The 16,672-nt window shown below is 68.3% G+C and carries 17 protein-coding genes and 1 tRNA gene; 9 read left to right on the top strand and 9 right to left on the bottom strand.

Features of this window, described 5'->3' with window-relative positions:
* Window positions 1-17: 17 nt before the first annotated feature.
* Both clpP and tig read right to left on the bottom strand, forming a co-directional pair.
* Window positions 18-671, bottom strand: a complete 654-nt coding sequence (clpP, locus tag H0X95_RS02415; RefSeq protein ID WP_006496351.1) for an ATP-dependent Clp endopeptidase proteolytic subunit ClpP — start codon at window positions 669-671, stop codon at window positions 18-20.
* A gap of 140 nt (window positions 672-811) precedes the next feature.
* Window positions 812-2,158: a trigger factor gene (tig, locus tag H0X95_RS02410; RefSeq protein ID WP_059720661.1), complete on the bottom strand. Its 1,347-nt coding sequence runs from the start codon at window positions 2,156-2,158 to the stop codon at window positions 812-814.
* A 390-nt stretch (window positions 2,159-2,548) separates the two neighbouring features.
* Here tig and H0X95_RS02405 point away from each other — a divergent pair, with 390 nt between their 5' ends.
* Both H0X95_RS02405 and H0X95_RS02400 read left to right on the top strand, forming a co-directional pair.
* Window positions 2,549-3,694, top strand: coding sequence for a glycerate kinase (locus H0X95_RS02405; protein ID WP_058901551.1), 1,146 nt, complete (start codon window positions 2,549-2,551; stop codon window positions 3,692-3,694).
* 62 nt (window positions 3,695-3,756) lie between these two features.
* Window positions 3,757-4,206, top strand: coding sequence for a MarR family winged helix-turn-helix transcriptional regulator (locus H0X95_RS02400; protein ID WP_006478574.1), 450 nt, complete (start codon window positions 3,757-3,759; stop codon window positions 4,204-4,206).
* A gap of 191 nt (window positions 4,207-4,397) precedes the next feature.
* Here the strand turns inward: H0X95_RS02400 and H0X95_RS02395 are convergent, their stop codons facing one another.
* Window positions 4,398-5,396, bottom strand: coding sequence for a 2-dehydropantoate 2-reductase (locus H0X95_RS02395; protein WP_059720662.1), 999 nt, complete (start codon window positions 5,394-5,396; stop codon window positions 4,398-4,400).
* Window positions 5,397-5,503: 107 nt separating this feature from the next.
* The gene (locus H0X95_RS02390) at window positions 5,504-6,649 is read right to left on the bottom strand and encodes a helix-turn-helix transcriptional regulator (protein WP_006487985.1); all 1,146 of its coding nucleotides are present in this window, start codon (window positions 6,647-6,649) and stop codon (window positions 5,504-5,506) included.
* Window positions 6,650-6,781: 132 nt separating this feature from the next.
* Between H0X95_RS02390 and H0X95_RS02385 the strand changes: the two genes are divergently transcribed.
* From H0X95_RS02385 to H0X95_RS02365, 5 genes are all read left to right on the top strand, one after another.
* Complete coding sequence (locus tag H0X95_RS02385) at window positions 6,782-6,955, top strand: hypothetical protein (protein ID WP_006496346.1); 174 nt, start codon at window positions 6,782-6,784, stop codon at window positions 6,953-6,955.
* Entirely contained in the window at window positions 6,952-7,998 is a 1,047-nt protein-coding gene (locus H0X95_RS02380) for a porin (RefSeq protein WP_006496345.1), read from the top strand. Before H0X95_RS02385 ends, H0X95_RS02380 begins: the two co-directional genes overlap by 4 nt.
* Before the next feature lie 21 nt (window positions 7,999-8,019).
* Complete coding sequence (locus H0X95_RS02375; protein ID WP_006496344.1) at window positions 8,020-9,228, top strand: MFS transporter; 1,209 nt, start codon at window positions 8,020-8,022, stop codon at window positions 9,226-9,228.
* Window positions 9,229-9,242: 14 nt separating this feature from the next.
* Window positions 9,243-10,352 carry a class II histone deacetylase gene (locus H0X95_RS02370; protein WP_006488011.1) on the top strand — a complete coding sequence of 370 codons (1,110 nt, stop codon included), beginning with the start codon at window positions 9,243-9,245 and terminating at the stop codon, window positions 10,350-10,352.
* A gap of 109 nt (window positions 10,353-10,461) precedes the next feature.
* Window positions 10,462-10,692, top strand: coding sequence for a hypothetical protein (locus H0X95_RS02365; protein WP_006487995.1), 231 nt, complete (start codon window positions 10,462-10,464; stop codon window positions 10,690-10,692).
* A 107-nt stretch (window positions 10,693-10,799) separates the two neighbouring features.
* Here H0X95_RS02365 and H0X95_RS02360 read toward each other — a convergent pair whose 3' ends face one another.
* Together H0X95_RS02360 and H0X95_RS02355 are read right to left on the bottom strand one after the other, a co-directional pair.
* Window positions 10,800-11,093: a hypothetical protein gene (locus H0X95_RS02360; RefSeq protein WP_006488005.1), complete on the bottom strand. Its 294-nt coding sequence runs from the start codon at window positions 11,091-11,093 to the stop codon at window positions 10,800-10,802.
* Window positions 11,094-11,284: 191 nt separating this feature from the next.
* Window positions 11,285-11,371, bottom strand: a tRNA-Leu gene (locus tag H0X95_RS02355).
* Between the two features lie 235 nt (window positions 11,372-11,606).
* Between H0X95_RS02355 and hpnD the strand changes: the two genes are divergently transcribed.
* The gene (gene hpnD, locus H0X95_RS02350) at window positions 11,607-12,440 is read left to right on the top strand and encodes a presqualene diphosphate synthase HpnD (RefSeq protein WP_006488013.1); all 834 of its coding nucleotides are present in this window, start codon (window positions 11,607-11,609) and stop codon (window positions 12,438-12,440) included.
* A gap of 10 nt (window positions 12,441-12,450) precedes the next feature.
* Here hpnD and H0X95_RS02345 read toward each other — a convergent pair whose 3' ends face one another.
* The 3 genes from H0X95_RS02345 to H0X95_RS02335 all read right to left on the bottom strand — a co-directional run bounded on the left by H0X95_RS02345 (window position 12,451) and on the right by H0X95_RS02335 (window position 15,654).
* On the bottom strand, window positions 12,451-13,671 hold the full coding sequence (locus H0X95_RS02345; RefSeq protein WP_059720663.1) for a DUF1501 domain-containing protein: 1,221 nt from the start codon (window positions 13,669-13,671) through the stop codon (window positions 12,451-12,453).
* Between the two features lie 67 nt (window positions 13,672-13,738).
* Window positions 13,739-15,241: a DUF1800 domain-containing protein gene (locus H0X95_RS02340; protein ID WP_059720684.1), complete on the bottom strand. Its 1,503-nt coding sequence runs from the start codon at window positions 15,239-15,241 to the stop codon at window positions 13,739-13,741.
* A 134-nt stretch (window positions 15,242-15,375) separates the two neighbouring features.
* Window positions 15,376-15,654, bottom strand: coding sequence for a hypothetical protein (locus H0X95_RS02335; protein WP_012492681.1), 279 nt, complete (start codon window positions 15,652-15,654; stop codon window positions 15,376-15,378).
* 258 nt (window positions 15,655-15,912) lie between these two features.
* Between H0X95_RS02335 and ompR the strand changes: the two genes are divergently transcribed.
* A complete protein-coding gene (gene ompR, locus H0X95_RS02330; protein WP_006478565.1) occupies window positions 15,913-16,647 on the top strand; it encodes an osmolarity response regulator transcription factor OmpR in 735 nt (244 codons plus the stop codon).
* The last annotated feature ends 25 nt before the right edge of the window (window positions 16,648-16,672 follow it).

Raw genomic sequence — 16,672 nt, 5'->3', positions numbered from 1 at the left:
CGGCACCCCGTTTAAGCTCACGGGCGCTTCAGCAGCACCTGATCGATCAGCCCGTACGCCTTCGCGTCCTCGCTCGACATGAAGTTATCACGGTCGGTGTCGCGCGCGATGCGCTCGACGTCCTGGCCCGTGTGCTGCGCGAGCAGGTTGTTCAACCGTTCCTTCAGGTAGAGGATCTCGCGTGCCTGGATCTCGATGTCGGATGCCTGGCCGCGCGCGCCGCCCAGCGGCTGGTGAATCATCACACGCGAATTCGGCAGCGCGAAGCGCTTGCCCTTCGCGCCCGACGCGAGCAGGAACGCGCCCATGCTGGCCGCGAGGCCCATGCACAGGGTCGACACGTCCGGCTTGATGAACTGCATCGTGTCGTAGATCGCCATCCCGGCCGACACCGAGCCGCCCGGGCTGTTGATGTAGAGGCTGATGTCCTTGTCGGGATTCTCGCTCTCGAGGAACAGCAATTGCGCGACCACGAGATTGGCGGTCTGGTCGTTCACTTCGCCGACCATGAACACCAGGCGCTCCTTCAGGAGACGCGAATAGATATCGTACGAACGCTCGCCGCGGCCGCTCGTTTCGACGACGATCGGCACCAGCCCCAGCGCTTGCGCCTCGAAACCCTGCGGCGCGTTCGAAGCAAGCATGTCCAGCAATTCAGCGCGAGTGATCATTCAATGAACCTTGTTCGAATGGAAAATTGAACGGAAGGAAGCCGCCCGCTCAATCGCCATATTAATGGCAACCGTGCGCTTGACGTAAAAACGGCGTGCGGGCCGTCGCTCCGACAGCCGGCACGCCGCTAGAGCAACACTTACGCTTGCGCCGATGCGCTCGCGAGTGCCTCGAAGCTCACTTCCTTGTCCGTCACCTTTGCCTTGCCCAGCACGAAGTCGACGACGTTGCTTTCAACGACGAACGCTTCCATCTCGGCGAGGCGCTGCTGGTTGGAATAATACCAGCGGACCACTTCCTTCGGGTCTTCGTAGCTCTTCGCGAACTCGTCGACTTCCGCGCGGATCTGTTCCGGCTTCGCTTCGAGGCCGTTCGCCTTCACGAGTTCAGCCAGCACGAGGCCCAGCTTCACGCGGCGCTCGGCCTGCTCGGCGAACATCTCGGCCGGGATCGGTGCGTCCTTCGCGTTCGGCACGCCGCGCTGCGCCAGATCCTGGCGAGCCATTTCGACGAGACGTTGCTGGTCCTGCTCGATCAGCGCCTTCGGCACATCGAGTTCGGAAATCTTCAGCAGCGCGTCCATCACCTGGTTCTTGACGATCGACTGCGTGCGACGCTTCGCTTCGCGCTCGAGGTTTTCCTTGATCTCGGCGCGCATCTTCGTGAGGTCGCCGTCTTCGATGCCGAGCGACTTCGCGAATTCAGCGTCGATTTCCGGCAGGTGCGGCCACTCGATCTTCTTCATCGTGACCGTGAACTGTGCCGTTTTGCCGGCGACGTCCTTGCCGTGGTAATCATCCGGGAACTTGAGGTCGAACGTACGCTGTTCGCCGACCTTCAGGCCCAGCGCCGCCGTTTCGAATTCCGGCAGCATGCGGCCTTCGCCGAGCACGAACGGGAAATCTGCGGCCGTGCCGCCCTGGAACGCGACATCGTCGATCTTGCCGACGAAGTCGACCGTCACGCGGTCGCCGTTCTTCGCTGCGGTGTCCGCGCCGCCGTCGCCGTGCTCGCCGGCTTCGCCGCGTGCGTGGAAGTGCACGCGCTGCTTGCGCAGGATGTCCAGCGTGCGGTCGATTTCGGCGTCGCCGATCGTCGTCGTCGAGCGCTCGACTTCAGCCGTCGCCAGATCGCCGATCTTCACTTCCGGGTAAACCTCGAACGTCGCGTCGAACGCGTATGCATCTTCAGCCTGCTCCTGCTTCGGCTCGAAGCTCGGCTGGCCGGCGACGCGCAGGTTTTCCGCGCGGCTGATCGTGAAGAATTCCTGGCCGATCTTGTCGCTCAGCACTTCCGCTTCGACCTGGCCCGAGTACTGTTGCGCGACCATCTTGAGCGGCACCTTGCCCGGGCGGAAACCCGGCATGCGCACGTTCTTCGCGAGTTTCTGGATACGGGCGTCGATTTCCTTCTGCACGGTGTCTTTCGGCAGGGAAATCGTCACGCGGCGTTCAAGCTTGCCGAGGTTCTCAACAACGTTAGCCATGGCTTCAATCGTCCTAAAATTATTCGAGCGAATCGGGTTTTCCTTGCCGTGCCTGCCTGCAGCGTGCGGTGCGTCGCACTCGCACGCCGCGCCGGAGCGCCACGCCATCCCTGCACGCGCCGGATGGCTAGCGCAAGCGGCTCGGAGCACGGCTTTGGCCGGAAGAATCGACTATTCTAGCAAACAATTTTCCTCGTACCGCCAGATCAGCGCGACACGCGTGTGTCCCCGCCACGTCGACGGCCCGTTGCACGGCGATGCATGCAGATCGCCGCTATGCCGAACGGCGTATCCACCACGGGCCCGCCATCCTGTAAGCTCCGATTGCGTGTGAGCCCGCTCGTCGCCTCACCTGCATTCTTCACACCAATCACGCCTTCCGGAGACACCATGCCGCAACACCCGTCCGCGCCTGTCGTCGTCATCGCGCCCGATTCGTTCAAAGGCTCGCTTTCCGCCGAGCAGGTCGCGGACGCGATCGCCACCGGCATCCGCCGCGCCCGGCCCGACGCCGTGGTGCGCTGCTGCCCGATGGCCGACGGCGGCGAAGGCACGCTCGACGCGATGCTGGCGGGTGGCGGTACGCGGCGCACGCTGCGGGTGGCCGGCGCGTCGCTGGCGGCACGCGACGCGGCGGTCGGCGTGATCGATGCGCGCACCGCGATCGTCGAAACGGCCGAGATCGTCGGCATTACCGATCCGGTCGGCATGAGCGTGCCGGTCGACGCGCGCAGCACGCGCGGAATGGGCGAGGCGATCCGCGCGCTGCTCGACGACGGCGTGCGCCGCTTCTTCGTCGCGCTCGGCGGCAGCAGCACCAACGACGCGGGCGCCGGGCTGCTCGCGGGCCTCGGCCTGCAATGCTTCGACGCGAGCGGCCAGCCGGTCGAGCCCGTGCCGTCGCGGCTCGCCGACATCGCGCGCATCGACGCGTCGGGGCTCGATGCGCGCCTGGAGGAAACGGAATTCGTCGGCATGTCCGACGTCGACAACCCGCTGACGGGCGCCCACGGCGCCACTGCCGTGTTCGGTCCGCAAAAGGGCGTGACGGCCGCGCAGGTTGCGACCCTCGATGCCGCGCTCGGCCACTTCGCCGATCTGCTCGAAGCCGCGCTCGACCGCCGCGGCCGCGATCTGCCCGGCGCGGGCGCCGCCGGCGGCCTGGGTTTCGCGCTGCACATGCTCGGCGCGCGGTTCGAGGCCGGCGCCGAAGTCGTCGCGCGCCAGGTCGGGCTCGACGCCGCGCTCGCCGGCGCCGACTGGCTGATCACCGGCGAAGGTCGCTCCGACGTGCAGACGCTGCACGGCAAGGCGCCGTTCATCGCGTGCCGGCACGCGCAGGCCGCTGGCGTCCCCGCCTCGCTGCTGTCGGGCGCGGTCGACCCGGCCGCGCTGCCGCGCCTGTCCGAGCATTTCTCCGGCTGCTTTTCTCCGGCCCCCGGGCCGATCACGCTCGACGTCGCGATCCGCGATGCGGCCGATCTTCTCGCGAACGAAGCGGAACAGTTGACACGCCTGAAGTACGGTGCACACTGACCGTTGACCCGAGCGCGCGATACAGGAACAATCGGGCCCGCCCTTTTTCTTCAGGATTCGACATGAAAGGCCGTCAAGCCGGGCTCGATCAGTTTCTGACCTATCGCCTCCATGCGCTCACGAAGCGCTCCGACCGCGGGATCGGCGAGGTGTACCGGCACAAGCTCGACATCTCGCTGCCCGAGGCGCGCGTGATCGCCGCCGTCGGCGCATTCGGCCCGTTCTCGATCATGGATCTCGCGCGCCACACCAATCTCGACAAGAGCCAGGCGAGCCGCGCGGCCGAAGCGCTGCTGCGCCAGGGGCTGCTCGAGCGCAGCGCGAGCGACGAGGACGGCCGGATCGTACTGATCGCGCTGACTACCGACGGCCGGGCGCTGCATCGCAAGATCATGCCGATCGTGCGCAAGTGGAACGACGGCTTGCTCGCATGCCTGTCCGACAGCGAGCGCCAGACGTTCGAGCGGCTGCTCGACAAGGTCGTCGCGCACGCGACCGAACGCGACGACTGAGCCGCGCGCCGGCCCCGGCATCGAGCGATGGCCGGGTGCTGCGCGCAGCATTGATCCGACGAATCAGACAGGCCGCCGAGTCGCGTCATGCGCGGTCCGGGCGGCCCGTTTTGCATCATGCGGCGGCATCGCGTGAAGCGCGCGTTACCGCGTTATCGGCCGGCGGCCGCGTATTCAGCGGCCTCGTCGCGCTACAACCCGCTGTTCGTCGCGCGCTGGCGCAACAACCCGAGCACCGCGTCGCAATACGGCGTCGGCACGCCAAGCTTGCGGCCGAGCTCCGGAAACACACCGAGGATCGGCCCGATCTCGAGCGAGCGCCCCGCCTCGAAATCCTGGAGCATCGACGTCTTGAACGCGCCGAGCTTGCGCGTGACCGCGATCCGCTCGGGGCCGCTCATCCCGGTGGACAGGCCGAGCTTCGCACCGATCGCGGCCGCCTCCTCCATCATCCGCAGCGCGAGATCCTGCGTGAACGGATCGTCGAGCAACTGCTCGGCCGTCGACCCGGTCAGCGTGCTCAACGGGTTCATGTTCATGTTGCCCCACAGCTTCGTCCAGATCTCGGTCCGGATCGCGCGCGTCGACTCGACGTCGAAACCGCCCGCCGCGAGCGCCGCGGCGAACCGCGCCGTGGCCATGTCGAGCCGCGGATCGGGCGTGCCGACGATCAGCCGGTTGCCGCGCCCGCGACGCACGACGCCGGGCGCGTCGGTACTCGACGACAGGTGCACGACGCAGCCGATCGCCTGCGCCGGCGGCAACGCGGCCGACACCGCGCCGGCCGGATCGACCGCATCGAGCGGCACGCCGTCGATCGCGCCTCCGAGCCCGTGCGTGAACCACCATGGCAGCCCGTTCATCGCCGCGACGATCACGGTGTCCGGCCCGACCAGCGGCGCAATGCGCCTGGCCAGCGCGGGCAGCGCCTGCGCCTTCAGCGCGATCACCACGTAGTCCTGCACGCCGAGCGCGGCCGCATCGTCGCTGGCGCGCACCGGCACCGACGAGATTGCGCCCGCCTCGTCGATCACGCGCACGCCGTGCGTATTCAGCGCATCGAGCGTCGCGCCGCGCGCATATGCGCTCACGGTCATGCCGGCTCGCGACAGCGCGGCCGCGAGCAGACCGCCGATCGCGCCGACGCCGACCACCGCCGCGCGCACCGACCCTGAATTCGTGTCGTTCATGATGGCATTCCGTCTCCTGGAAGCTGACGAGCATAACGCTCAATGGTTGCGGGCACAACTATTCGGGCAGCGTACCGCGCACCGCGCGGCCCACGCGTGCGTTCGCCTCAGCGCGGCACGCCGCCGGCTTCCACCGCCTCGTCGTCGGTCGCGCCGCCCGTCGCGCCCAGCACGCCGGCGATCTGGCTCTTGTCGTGCATGCCGAGCTTGCGGTACGCGCAACGCAGGTAGTGACGCACGGTCGTCGGCGAGATCGCCATCTGCTGCGCGACCTCCTTGTGCGAACGCCCGGCGCCGTAATAGCGGATCGCCGCGAGTTCGCGCGGGCTCAGCCGGTCGAGCAGCGAGCGCGGCCGCGCCTCGATCTGGAACAGCCCCGCGACCGGCACACATTGGATACGCAGCGCGTCGCCGACGAACGGCTGGCCCGGCTGGCGCCGCAGGTGCGCGACGAGCGGCGCCGGCACGCGCGCGCCGGCCCAGGCCGGCCATTCGGTGCGCAGCACGTCGTCGAAACCGTGATCGGCATGGTGCAGCACCCCGAAGTTGTCGCACAGCGCCCGCGCTGCCGGCGCGACCGTGTCGGCGCGCTCGCGCGTGAGTTGGGCCGCGCGATTGATCGTCAGCGCGGCGGCCAGATGCGGGATCACTTCCTCGAAACGTCGCGCGTCGTCGTCGCTGAACGGCCGGTTCAGGCCCTGGCGGTAGATCGACATGAACGTCGTCAGGCCGAAGCGGCGATCGAGCGTACACACGCACATCAGCTGCGCGAGCCCGTACTTCACGCACCAGTCGCGAAACCGCGCATCGAGCCCCGGCTCGACGACCGTCAGCCGCACCGCCCGGCCGTGCGCGCCATGCAACGTGCGGTGCGCCAGCGGGTCGCAATCGCGCACGCGCTTCCAGTCGGTGAAGAACGCATGCGGCAACCGGTACAAAAAGCTGTTGTGCATCACCGGGCCGGTCGGCACATGGGTCGCGACGCCCGTCCACGCCGCATCGAACGGCATGAGCGCCTGTAGCAGCGAAAAGAACCGGCATTCGAATTCGCCGATGCCGGACTGCGCGGCCACCGCGTACAGGTCGAGCAGCATCAGCCCGAGTTCGCGCTGCGCTGCGTCGCCGCGCGTGACGCCGTCGAAGTCGGCGCGCCGGGACGGCAGCGGCGGCCACGCGAACTCGTCGAGGACGATGGCGGCCGGCACGTCGCGCAGCGCGTCGAGATCCTGCCCGATATCCGTCGTGATCCTCACCTTCCGCTCCCCTGCCCGGTCGGGCTGCTGATGTGCGCAACGACACCGGCCGATTATAGCCAGCGGCTTTTTTGGCGGGCCACGGCGCCGGAACGCGCGCCAGCCCCATCCATTTGAACGGTGCGCCGCCCGTTGCTGCTGCGCAGCACGGCGCGCGACGGCATCGCGCGGCGCACATGCCGTGCACCGCGGGTTTTCCGCACCGTTCATCTGGACGACTGTTCGACTGTTTTCCCGCTGCGGACACTGCGTCGCGACAACACCAACGACAAACCGATGCAGCACGGTATGGAGAACCCCACGTGACGACACCCCGCTTCATCCGCACGGCCGCGGCCGCCGCGACGCTGGCCGCCTGCAACGCCGCCGCGCACGCGCAGTCCGCCCTCACGCTGTACGGCGCGCTCGACGCCGGCGTGCAATACCTGACGCACGCCGACGGGCATCGTTCGGCCGTGCGGTTGCAGAACTACGGCATCCTGCCTTCGCAGGTCGGGATCAAGGGCCACGAGGATCTCGGCGGCGGCTGGCGCGCGCTGTTCAAGCTCGAACAGGGCCTCAACCTCAACGACGGCACCGCGACCGTGCCCGGCTACGCGTTCTTCCGCGGCGCATACGTGGGCCTCGCGGGGCCGGTCGGCACCGTCACGCTCGGCCGCCAGTTCAGCGTGCTGTTCGACAAGACGCTGTTCTACGACCCGCTCTGGTACGGGTCGTACAGCGGCCAGGGCGTGCTCGTGCCGATGTACGCGAACTTCATCGATCACTCGGTCAAATACCAGTCGCCGACGTTCGCCGGCTTCGACGTCGAAGCGCTCGCCGCGACCTCCGGCGTCGCCGGCAATACGCGCGCCGGACGCGTGCTCGAGCTCGGCGGGCAGTACACGAGCAATGGCCTGTCGGTCAGCGCGGTGCTGCACCAGGCGCACGGCGAGGTATCGGCAGCCGACGACGCGTCCGCGCGGCGTCGCGAACTCGGCACGCTCGCCGCGCGTTATGCGTTCGCCACGCTGCCGCTCACCGTCTATGCCGGCGTCGAACGCCTGACCGGCGACCTCGACGCGGCGCGCACGATCGTCTGGGGCGGCGCGCGCTACCTGGCGTCGAACGGGATCGGCCTGAACGCGGGCGTGTACCACACCGATTCGCGCACGCCGGCGATCGGCCACCCGACGCTGTTCATCGCGAGCACCACCTACGCGCTGTCGAAACGCACCGTCGCGTACGTGAACCTCGGCTATGCGCGCAACAGCGGCCAGAGCTCGCAGACCGTCTACGAATACGACCCGACACCGCTTGCCGGCGCGTCGCAGTTCGGCGCGATGGTCGGCATGTACCACCTGTTCTGATTCCCTCCACGAGACCCCGCCATGAAGACCTTGTCCCCGGATGCCGCCCTCTCGCCCGACGGCCACGCGTCGCCGTTCGCGCGCTCGACGCTCGTCGCGCTCGTCGTGTTCGCGGCCATCACACCGTTGTTGCTGCTCGTGGCGCCCGCCGTCGCCGGTCAGCTCGCGACGCAGCTCGGCTTGTCCGCGTCGCAGATCGGCACCTACTTCTTCGTCGAACTCGGCGCGTTCAGCCTCGCGACCGTGCCGTCGTACCTGTGGCTCGGCCGTGTCGACGCGCGCCACATCGCGGCGCTCGCCATCGCGCTGTTCGGCGCGGGCAACCTGCTGACCGCGCTGTGGATGCCGGGCTTTGCCGTGCTGCTCGCGCTGCGCGCCGTCACCGCGCTCGGCGGCGGTTCGCTGATGGTGCTCTGCATGACGAGCGCCGCGACGAGCAGCAACAGCGACCGCGTGTACGGCCTGTGGGTCGTCGGCCAGCTGATCGCGGGCGCGATCGGCCTGTTCGTGTTGCCGCACGTGTTCGCCGCGTTCGGGCTGCGTGCGCTGTACGTCGCGCTCGCCGGGCTCGCGCTGCTCGCGGCGCCGCTGTCGCGCGGCTTTTCGCCGTCGCTCGGCACGCGAGCCGCGGCTGCGACCAGCGCACGCGGCGACGCGCCGCAAACGCCGCGACACTTCGTCGTGCTCGCCATCGGCGCGGTGCTGACGTTCTATCTCGCGATCGGCAGCGTATGGACGTTCGCGAGCCGCGCGGCGGCCGAGGCCGGGCTCGATCCGCAGTCGACCGGCAACGTGCTCGCGATCGCGAGCGTGATGGGGATCGCCGGCGCGGCGCTTGCCTCGTGCGCGGGCGGCCGGCTTGCGCGCCGCGCGATGCTGGCGGCCGGCTACGCACTGCTCGCGGCGTCGCTCGTCGCACTCGCCGCGATGCGTCATACCGGTGGCTACAGCGCGGCGATCTTCGCGTTCAAGTTTGCATGGACCTTCGTGCTGCCGTTCATTCTCGCGACGGTCGCGCAGATCGACACGTCGGGCCGCCTCGTCGCGACGCTCAATTTCGTGATCGGCGCGGGTCTCGCCGCCGGCCCGCTGCTGGCCGGCCTGATGCTCGACGCCGGCGGCACGATGCGCACGCTGTTCGTGGCCGCGACGGCCGTCGCGATCGTGTCGTTCGCCGCGCTGCGCCACATCGATCGCCGCGCACGCCCTTCCGTTTCCTCCCAACCGTGACAGGTCACGCCTCCATGAATCGCACTGCCTTTTTCACCGACGAACGCACTTTCTGGCATACCGGCGGCACGCACGCGCTGTTCTTCCCGGTCGGCGGCTGGGTCCAGCCGCCGTCGAGCGCCGGCTACGCGGAATCGCCCGATTCGAAGCGCCGCTTCCTGTCGCTCGTACAGGCGTCGGGCCTCGCCGCGCAGCTCGACCTGCGCGGCGCCGCGCCCGCGACGACGGCCGACCTGCTGCGCATTCATCCGGCGCACTATCTCGACGCGTTCCGCGCCCTCAGCGACGCAAACGGCGGCGACCTCGGCGATCTCGCGCCATTCGGCAAGGGCAGCTACGAGATCGCCGCGCTGTCGGCCGGCCTCGCGATCGCGGCGGTCGATGCGGTGGTCGGCGAGCGCGCGGCGAATGCGTTCTCGCTGTCGCGACCGCCCGGCCATCACTGCCTGCGCGACCGCCCGATGGGCTTCTGCATGCTGGCGAACATCCCGATCGCGATCGAGGCCGCACGCGCGAAGCACGGCATCGAGCGTGTCGCGGTGATCGACTGGGACGTGCATCACGGCAACGGCACGCAGTCGATCTACTACGACGATCCGGATACGCTGACGATCTCGCTGCACCAGGACCGCTGTTTCCCGCCCGGCTACAGCGGCGCGGACGATCGCGGCGAAGGCGCGGGCATCGGCGCGAACCTGAACGTGCCGCTGCTCGCCGGCAGCGGCGACGACGCGTACCGGTATGCGTTCGAGCGGATCGTGCTGCCGGCGCTCGCGCGCTTCCGCCCCGAGCTGATCGTCATCGCGAGCGGCCTCGACGCGAGCGCGGTCGATCCGCTCGCGCGCATGCAGCTGCATACCGACAGCTACCGGTTCATGACGCGCGCGGTGAAGGAAGCCGCGCAGCGCCATTGCGGCGGGCGGCTCGTGATCGTTCACGAAGGCGGTTATTCGGAGGCGTACGTGCCGTTCTGCGGGCTCGCGATCGTCGAGGAACTGGCAGGCGTGCGCACCGAGGTCGCCGATCCGATGCTCGACCTGGCGATCGCGCAGCAGCCGGGCGAGCGGTTCGTCGCGTTCCAGCGCGAACTGCTCGACGAACTGGCCGCGTCGTTCGGGTTGTAACGCGGGAACGGGCGTGACGGGGCCGGCCCGCGCCGGCCCTTGCGCGATCCGTGCGGATGGGGTTTCCTGTGGCTTTACCCCTGTTCCGGCCCGAGGCCACACTCTTCCGATGAAATCGTCCCCGCGCGATAACAACGACAACGCCAAAACGCGCCGCCAGCCGTCGAAGCTGGCCCTGAACATCGCCGCCGTGACGGTCGGCCTCATCACGTTCGCAATCGGTGCGGCGTGGGTGATCTATAGCTGGGTCGTCGATCGCGAAGCGCAGTATTTCGCGATTCCGCTGGTGTTCTCGGTACCGGTGATCGTGGCCGTCGCGATCCGCAGCTTCTGGGAATAGGCGCGCCGGAAACGACGAAGCGCAGCGGTCGTGCGACGCGCGGGGAGGTTTGTCGAGCCGGGCATGTCAGTTGAAGCGGTGCGCCCGGCGATTCGACTGCACGCGCGTCACAGGCCCGGACGCTGGCACGGATTGGGGACTGCGCCCTGATATCCGCCGGCGACGGCGCCCAGCGCGGCGCCGGCCAGCGACGTGCCGAGCGCTTTGAGCACACCCTCCGTCGACAGCGGCTCGCCGCTCGACATCGCCCGTCCCGAGTACGCCGTGCACGCCGACGACGATGCGACCGTCTTCACCGGTTTGGCGCTCCAGACGACATTGTCGGCGGGCGTATTGGCGAAGGCCGGCGCGGCGAACATCAGCGCCAGAACGGAGATCGGAATGCGGACGGTGCGTTTCATCGGCGACCCCTCGGTGTCGTGGTGCTTCTTGTATGAAAAGTGAGCACGATATTACACGCGGCCGTTTTTTCGGGCGAATGCGGACGCCTGGCGAGAAAACCGGCATCAATGGACGATAAAAAAGCGCTGCGGTCAGCCGACCGGCAGCGCTTTTTCGCGAACGAGACCCTGACGGGGGCTCGTTCGACTTCTGGTGCGTGAGGCCGGACTCGAACCGGCACACCCTTGCGGGCGTCAGGACCTAAACCTGGTGCGTCTACCAATTTCGCCACTCACGCGCATTTCCGTCGCCTGACCGCGCGGGACGCAAGATGCGTGCTCCACGCGCCCGGGACTTCACGCCGGCCCGAAAACCGGCACGCCCGATCAGGCGAGCGCGAGATTCTACCCGATCCGTGCGGCCTTGTCTCGCCCTGCCGGCACCCGTCGTGCCGCGGTGCTAGAATGCCGCGCTCGACGTTTCGGCAGCGCGCCGCCGCGCGTCCCCCGAACCCGCCCCACACGATTTCGCCCGTGAACTTCGACGACTACTGTCAGCAAAAGGCCGCCCCCGCAGGCTCCAGCGTCTACTACGCGCTGCGCCAGGCGCCGCTCGCCACGCAGCCGCGCCTGACCGCGCTGTTCGCGCTGCGCCGCGAACTCGAGGAAACCGTCAAGGAAACCAGCGATCCGACCGTCGGACACACGAAACTCGCGTGGTGGCACAAGGAACTCGCGGCACTCGCCGACGGGCAACCGTCGCACCCGGTCACGAAGGCGCTCGCACAGCATCACCCGGCGATCGCCGCCGAGGCCGATGCGCTGCGCACGCTCGTCAACGGTTACGGGATGGACCTCGAACAGGCGCGCTACCTCGACTTCGCGAACCTGCAGCGCTATATCGCGCAGGTCGGCGGCACCTTCGCGTCGCTGGTTGCGCGCGCCAGCTCGGCGGACCCGACCGACCCGCAGCCGTGGGCCGAGGACGTCGGCCGCGCGCTGATGCTCGCGCAATTCGTGCAGGAACTCGGCAACGACGCACGCCACGGCCGCATCTATCTGCCGATCGACGAACTGCAGCGCTACAATGTGACCGCCGCCGATCTGCTGAACCGTCGCTATAGCCCGGCCTTCACCGAATTGCTGCAATTCCAGACGACCCGCGCGCGCGACGCGCTCGCGGCGGCCGGTGCGGCGATTCCCGCCGCCGAACGCCGTGCACAGCGCACGCTGCGCGCGCAGATCGCGCTGGCCGGCGCGCTGCTCGACGAAATCGCGCGCGACGGCTACCAGGTGCTGCACCAGCGCATCGCGCTGACGCCGATCCGCAAGCTGTGGATCGCGTGGCGCGCCGCGCGCCGCCGCTGAGCCGCGCGCATCACGCCTTCAGCAACGGCAGCGTGTCGAAACGCTGCTGCAGCACGCGCGTCGCATCGAGCCCCCACCACGGCCCAAGCACGGTCGCATAAAGCTGGCGGAAATCGACCGCGACCGGCAGGTTGCCGTTGCCGTCGAGCCGCCCGAGCGCCGGCGGCGCACCGTACAGGCCGCCCGCCACGCGGCCGCCCATCACGAAATGCGGCGCGGCCGTGCCGTGATCGGTGCCGTTGCTCTGGTTCTCGCGCACGCGCCGCCCGAATTCCGCATACGTCATCACGAGCGTCTCGTTCCAGCGCCCGAGTTCGATCAACGCCGCACGCATCGCGCTCATCCCTTGCGCGAACTGCTTGAGCAGCGCGGCCTGCTGCCCCGGCTGGTTCTGGTGCGTGTCGAAGCCGTTGAGCGTCAGGCGCAGCACCGCGACCCCATCCTGCGCGCCGGGCCCGGACGCTTCGCACGCGGCCAGCACCTGCATCGCGGTCTTGACCGACGTGCCGAACGCGCCGGCCGGAAAGGCCGTCCTGAATTCGCGCATCCCGCCGCGCGGGCGCAGCCGGTCGGCCGCCTTCACGATGTCGTTCTCGACGTCGATGATGTGCGCGAGCGCCGGGTTCTGCTCGCGCAGCGACGACGGCTCGGCGAGCCGGGCCGCCCGGATGAACTGCGCAGGATTGACGAGTGCGATCGCGCGCGCGCCGTTCGACAGCGGCCCCATCTCGGCGCTGCCGAGCACGACGCCGTCCGCCGCGAAACCGGGCGGGACCGGCGCCTGCGCGAAGGTGCGCGTGAGCCAGCCTTCGTGCAGGTACTGATCCGAGCGCGATGCGGTATCCCAGATCTCGATCGAGCGGAAATGCGACAGGTTCGGCTGCGGATAGCCGACGCCCTGCACGACCGCGACCTGCCCGTCGCGCCACAGCGGCATCAACGGCGCGAGCGACGGGTGCAGCCCCGTCTGCGCGTCGAGCTGCAGCACCTGGTCGCGCTTGATGCCGATGCTGCGCCGGAACTGGTAGTACAGGGGATCCGCATACGGCACCACCGTGTTGAGGCCGTCGTTGCCGCCCTTCAGCTCGACGAGGATCAGCACGTTCGCATACCCGGCCGCCGGTTTCCGCCCGGCCTGCGGCACGGTGGCCGCCATCGCGGGGGCTTGCCACATCGACACGCCGGCAGCCGCCGCAGCGCCGGTCAGCGTCAGAAAATCACGTCGGTTCATCGCACATCCTTTGGTTCGCCACCGGGCACCTTTGCCGCGGCGGCTGCCCGCTTCGTCGTCGTTCGCATCATTTCAGTTGATAGGCGGGATCCATCAGCAGCGCCTCGAGATACGCGCTGCCGGTCGAATCCGTATCGATCGCCGCGACCGGCGAGAGTTGCAGCACCGCATGCTGCAACTGCAGCTCGGTCGACAATCCCGCGATCGCCTGCGGCCGCGCACGATACTGGGCCAGCCAGCGCTCGAGGTCGAAGCGCAGGCCGCCGCGCGCCGGCTTCGCGGGCGTGCCCCGCAGGCCGGCGGCGGACGCCGCATCGGTCACCGGCATCGCATGCGCCCGCGCGTTCGGCGGCTGCGCGATCGCGCGAGCCGGCGGCCGCATGCCGACCGTTTCGGTCGCGCGGAACAACTGCTCGACGAACTGCTTGCGCGACAGCAGCGTGGTGCTGTTGATCCACAGCGCGCCGCCCGGCCAGCCTTTCACGTTCGGCGGATAGAACAGGTTCTGCCCGAGCGTGCGCACGGTGTTCGCGAGCAGCTGCGGATCGCCGTACGCGACGTCGAACAGCCGCACCGACCCGACGACGAATTCCGCCGGCGACTTCACGAGCACGCCGCGGTTGCGCGGATCCCAGAACGCGTCGGTCGACCACAGCACGGCGAGCGCCGCGCGAATGTCGTAGCCGCTCGCGCGAAACCGCTCGGCCACCGCATCGAGTGCGCCCGGTTCCGGCGTATCGGACACGAACTCGCGCCACAGCTTGCCGGAGATGAAGCGCGCGGTGCCCGGCCGCTTCAGCAGGATGTCGAGAAAGCCGTCGCCGTCGAACGGCCCGGTTTCGCCGAGGATCGTCTTGTCGCCGGTATCGTGCCACTCGGGCCGCACCGTGAAGCGCAACGTGTCGGGATCGACCGTCCAGCCGGTCATCGCGCGCGCGGCTTCGGTCACGTCGGATTGCGTGTAGTGCCCTTCGCCGAGCGTGAACAGCTCCATCACCTCGCGCGCGAAATTCTCGTTCGGCCGCCCCTTGCGATTGCTCGCGCCGTCGAGATACTGGAGCATCGCCGGATCCTTCGCGACCGCGTGCAGCAGCGTGCCGAAGTTGCCGAGCGCCTCGCGGCGAAACAGCGCGTTCTGCGCGGCCATCGTCTGCGGGTACGGCACCTTGTCCTGCCCGGACGTGAAATGCCCGTGCCAGAACAGCGTCATGCGCTCGGTGAGCGGCGACGGCGTCGCGACCATCTCGTGGACCCAGGCCGCGCGCAACGCATCGTAGCGGCGATTGCGCTCGCGCTGCTCGTCGCGCCGCATGTCGGGCGTCAGCGCCTGGCGCTGCGCGCGCGTCGGCGGCAACTCGCCGAGCCAGTCGGGCCACGTCGTGACGGGTTCGTGTCGCGCATTGCCGAGCGTGTCGGCCACGACCTGCGCGCGCGTCATGCCGACGATGCGCGCGACCTCGGCGGGCGCGGGAGAAAAACCGGTGCGACTGAGGAAAAACAGCGCGTCGTCGGCATCGAGCGTCGCCTGCATCGCAGGCGACGGCGCCGGTGCGGCAGCGTTCGCTTTCATCGTCATGGACTCCCGGAACGCACCGGCGGTGCGGATGCCCGTACAACGGCATTCGGCGCCTGAAAGTTGACGGCAAAAGTGCTACGAATTTTTTCCGCGCGGAGATTTCCGCGCAAGACGAACGACGACACGCGTCAGCGCTTGTACAGCTCGCGAACGGCGTCTTCGATGTGCTGGCGCAACAGGTGCCGCTCTTCGGGCGTCATGTGCCCGTCGCGGCGGCGCTGTTCGAGATCGGGAGGCACGGCGGAACGGACCGTCATATCGGCGGCACGATCGGACTGCGGCGCTTTGCCGCGCGGCAGCTTGCGCGACGATGCGCCCTGCTCGGGGCGCTGCGCATACGCGAAGTTCGACGCATATGGACCGGCAAGCGCGATCGTCAGCATCAGTGCAATCCGGGCAGATCGCATGACCGTCCTCGCTTCTTTGGTCGATTTGTTCCCTTCGTCACGCGGCAACCGGCTACCTCTGGTACTTGAAAAACCCTGCGGAATTCGGGTGTGCAAAGATGAAAGATGGAGTGCAGGGGAGTATCTACCGAATTTCGGCTTCGAGTAAAGGAATCTCTATAGCCTGCCTTTACTCGGCGCGACACTACGGGTAAATTTTGTAACCGACTGTAACGCACGAAAATACGCGGCCGTGCGTCAATTCCCATTCGCGATAAGATGCCGATCATGGAAACGAAAAACCCCTCCAAGATTCTCGTCGTCGACGACGACCCTCGCCTGCGCGATCTGCTGCGCCGTTACCTCGGCGAACAGGGTTTCAACGTCTATGTCGCGGAAAACGCGACCGCGATGAACAAGCTCTGGGTACGCGAGCGTTTCGACCTGCTCGTGCTCGACCTGATGCTGCCCGGCGAAGACGGCCTGTCGATCTGCCGCCGGCTGCGCGGCAGCAACGACCGCACGCCGATCATCATGCTCACCGCGAAGGGCGAGGACGTCGATCGCATCGTCGGCCTCGAGATGGGCGCCGACGATTACCTGCCGAAGCCGTTCAACCCGCGCGAGCTGGTCGCGCGCATTCATGCGGTGCTGCGTCGCCAGGCGCCGGCCGAACTGCCGGGCGCCCCGTCCGAAACCACCGAGGTGTTCGAGTTCGGCGAATTCTCGCTGAATCTCGCCACGCGCACGCTGACGAAGTCCGGCCAGGAAATTCCGCTGACCACCGGCGAATTCTCGGTGCTGAAAGTATTCGCGCGTCATCCGCGCCAGCCGCTGTCGCGTGAAAAGCTGATGGAACTCGCACGCGGCCGCGAATACGAAGTGTTCGACCGCAGCCTCGACGTGCAGATCTCGCGCCTGCGCAAGCTGATCGAACCCGATCCGGGCAGCCCGCGCTTCATCCAGACGGTCTGGGGCCTCGGCTACGTGTTCATCCCGGACGGCGCCGCCTGAGCTTTTTCTTTCCCGGTTTCGCCCC

The organism is Burkholderia sp. 9779_493 (assembly GCF_015712215.1).
GTDB lineage: Bacteria > Pseudomonadota > Gammaproteobacteria > Burkholderiales > Burkholderiaceae > Burkholderia > Burkholderia cenocepacia.
Note: the sequence above shows the minus strand (reverse complement) of the source record. Positions and strands in the feature narration are given on the sequence as shown.